This window comes from Brevibacterium linens ATCC 9172 (assembly GCF_900169165.1).
In the GTDB taxonomy this organism is placed as follows: Bacteria; Actinomycetota; Actinomycetes; order Actinomycetales; family Brevibacteriaceae; genus Brevibacterium; species Brevibacterium linens.
Genome location: NZ_FXYY01000055.1, coordinates 1 through 2,796, shown reverse-complemented (window position 1 = coordinate 2,796; position 2,796 = coordinate 1). Strand labels below are relative to the sequence as shown.

The window sequence follows — 2,796 nt, the reverse complement described above, 5'->3', positions numbered from 1 at the left end:
GGGTAGCCAGTTTCGGTGCCGGGTTCGCGCCCTTGTCGGCTCCGGTGGTGGTCACGGTCAGACGGTCTTCGGCGAGGTCTGGCAGGCCCGCCATCTGGGCGAGGCTCATGATCGGGACGAGCCCGGTGGTCGCGGTGAGGTTCGCATCGTCGAAGGAGTGAGACACAGACGCGGGTGTGTGGTTGAATAGCACCTGAGAGGTGCCCCTTTCTTGGCCGGGAATGTTGACTTCGAACATCATCATTTTCCCAGTTCAGAAGGGGCATTTCCATTTCACGCGCGGCTTGATCCGGCTACTCGCATCGGTGGATCAAGGCTAAAGCCCCGCATCCAACGTCGCATGAAAGGTTGCCGGCTTCTTGAAAGCGGCGAGGTCGGCTTCGGAATCGCGCCGATCTGGCAGACGTCTGCGAACGATGCCGCGTACTTCATTTCAGGCCGCGGAACAACCGACGCGCAGGCTGCCCACACGCGGGCAGAGGCTCTCGGCATCCCGGGCAACGTCAACATCTATTTCGCTGTCGACTTCGGCGCTTTCGGTGACACGATCGACGATCTGATCGTGCCCTACTTCCAGGAGCTCGATGCCGAGACCACAGCGCTTGGCGGGAACCCGATCGGCGTCTATGGGCCGCGGGCAGTCTGCAATCGGATGGAACAGTAGGGCCTGGGGTCTGCGAGTTACGTCGGCAACTTGTCGTACGGGTGGACGGGGAACCTCGGACAGCCGATGCCGGATAACTGGGCGATCGATCAGTTCTTCGAGTTCGAGCCCACGTTCCACGACGACGGCAACTCGGCCGGGACGAAGGGTGTCGACCAGCTCATTCACAACCCCTACAACGGACAGCTGTGGTACCCGGAGGCCAGTTGAACACTCAGCGGTTCTTGAAATAGAACTGCAGATCGTCGAAAGCGGGAGCCCGCCTTGGTGCTGTGGCTCTCTCGCTCTCGACGCGTTCGGGACGCTTCACGTAGCGGTCCGCCATCCCTTCGATATGCGCCTGGCGAATGTCTAGAAGGGCGCGGCCGAAGCCGTCGCTGTCGAAGAAATCATCATCGGACTTGACCTCCCAAATTGATGCAGACAATCCGTCGCCTGCATCGCGAGCACCGATGAAACGTACGTCGGTGTCAAGAGGGGACTCGCAAGTGGTGAATCCGTTCTTGCGTTCTGTTCGTTGGAACGTGAAGCTGGTTAAGTCATCTCCTTTTAGCGGCAAATTCGAGCTCTTCAGCGCGACGATGATGAGGCGTTTCGGATCGAAGTCGTGTGAGTAGTTCTCCCAACCGTCGCCTTTGCTGTCGTCATAGCTCACGTCATCCATGTCTGGGTCGCCTGCGAACACACGCGAAATGTTGACGTTGACGCTGCCGCTGTCTGTCCACACTGGCTGTCGTAAGCCGTCACCGGAGTTCGCACAAGCGTTCGCAGGCGTGCTTGAAGCTAGTTGTTCCGGAGTGGGCTTGGCGTACGTCCGCCCCTCTGTCGACTCCGGTCCTTCGATGGGCGGGCCATTCGTCTGCGGACTGCATCCTGCGAGTAGCGCAGTCGCACATGCCAGTGCCGTGACTCCAAGGCTTGTTGTTCTTCGTTTCCGCATATCTTTCTATTCTGCTGGGCAACCGGGACCGAGGAGAGCCGTCAGATTTTGCCTATCCAGACGATGGGCATCTTGAGTCCAAACCGCAGTTCGTCGCCAAACGGATTTACCAGGAGTACTTCGATTCGAAGTGAACCGAAAGCCGACCGAGCGCGATCAGCCAGCTTCCGATATCTAAGTCTTAGCCAGCTTAACCCTCGGCATGGGAGATCAGCCGAGCGTTGACCAAAAAGCGTACTAGGATTTCCTGATCAAAATACCTCCCACTCGGCCGGCAAGGTTCGATGAGAACGCAACGGTGATAGGAACAAGGACACGACGCCGAGAAGGATGCACGCCACGGCGAAGAACAGCGCATTTCCGTTACCGATCCACGTGGCGAGAGCTCCCCCAGCCAACGCGCCCAGCGGTACTGAACCGTATATGACGAAGCGTTGGGCACTGGTCACGCGGCCGAGCATGGAATTCGGGGTCACGCGCGCGACGATACCGCTGGTGCTGATGCCGTACGTGACGATGATGAAGCCAATCAAGAACTCCACGATGCAAACCACTGCGAACGCTGGCAGTGGGATGATCGGGGTTAGCGGTGCAAGCACGAAAGCGATTGCGAGGCAGCAGACCGCAACTACGATCGTGCGGATCTCTCCCCACAGATTCATGAGTCTCAGCCCGATTAGTGACCCCGCAATGCCGCCGACTGCCCCGATCGACACTGCCAACCCCATCTGGCTGGCGGTGAGGCCAAGATCGCGCAGAATGAAGACCGGATAAATTGCGTTGATCAATCCAGCACCGAGATTGACTGTTCCCGCGGTGATGATAAAAGTACGCAACACAACCTTCGTTCCCACGTAACGAAGCCCGGCAGTCATGGAAGACCAGAACCTCTCCCGCTTCTGTGAGGTTGCCGGTGGATCGGTGGCTTTGATCGTGGACACGAGGCAGGCTGTGATCAGACTCGCCACAGTAGAGACCACATACAGCAACGGTGCTGAGATGATCTTAAGTAGTGCGCCAGCGGCACCGGGAGCGATAATTCCTGCCGTGTTGTCAGAAATACTTAGCCTTGATCCACCGATTCGCTTGATGGCAAGGGGCTCACTCGGATTCGAGTGCGAACGCGGTGCGAGGGCAGGAAGTAGTGTCCCGGTCTCTCACCGGTCTCTTCCACATAGATGATTCCCCGGGG

At 58.4% G+C, this 2,796-nt stretch carries 4 protein-coding genes and 1 pseudogene; 2 read left to right on the top strand and 3 right to left on the bottom strand.

The window, feature by feature from the left end; genetic code table 11:
• Positions 1-166, bottom strand: a pseudogene (locus BLIN9172_RS17645) (IS1380 family transposase); the annotation flags it as partial.
• 45 nt (positions 167-211) lie between these two features.
• On the opposite strand from BLIN9172_RS17645, the gene BLIN9172_RS17640 reads away from it, so the two are divergent.
• Together BLIN9172_RS17640 and BLIN9172_RS18265 are read left to right on the top strand one after the other, a co-directional pair.
• Positions 212-664, top strand: coding sequence for a DUF1906 domain-containing protein (locus tag BLIN9172_RS17640; RefSeq protein WP_145998006.1), 453 nt, complete (start codon positions 212-214; stop codon positions 662-664).
• Positions 665-730: 66 nt separating this feature from the next.
• Positions 731-874 carry a hypothetical protein gene (locus BLIN9172_RS18265; RefSeq protein ID WP_170286978.1) on the top strand — a complete coding sequence of 48 codons (144 nt, stop codon included), beginning with the start codon at positions 731-733 and terminating at the stop codon, positions 872-874.
• A 4-nt stretch (positions 875-878) separates the two neighbouring features.
• On the opposite strand, the gene BLIN9172_RS17635 is transcribed toward BLIN9172_RS18265, so the two are convergent.
• Positions 879-1,319 carry a hypothetical protein gene (locus tag BLIN9172_RS17635; RefSeq protein ID WP_145998005.1) on the bottom strand — a complete coding sequence of 147 codons (441 nt, stop codon included), beginning with the start codon at positions 1,317-1,319 and terminating at the stop codon, positions 879-881.
• A gap of 536 nt (positions 1,320-1,855) precedes the next feature.
• Positions 1,856-2,665, bottom strand: coding sequence for an MFS transporter (locus BLIN9172_RS17630; RefSeq protein WP_257904183.1), 810 nt, complete (start codon positions 2,663-2,665; stop codon positions 1,856-1,858).
• Between the last annotated feature and the right edge of the window lie 131 nt (positions 2,666-2,796).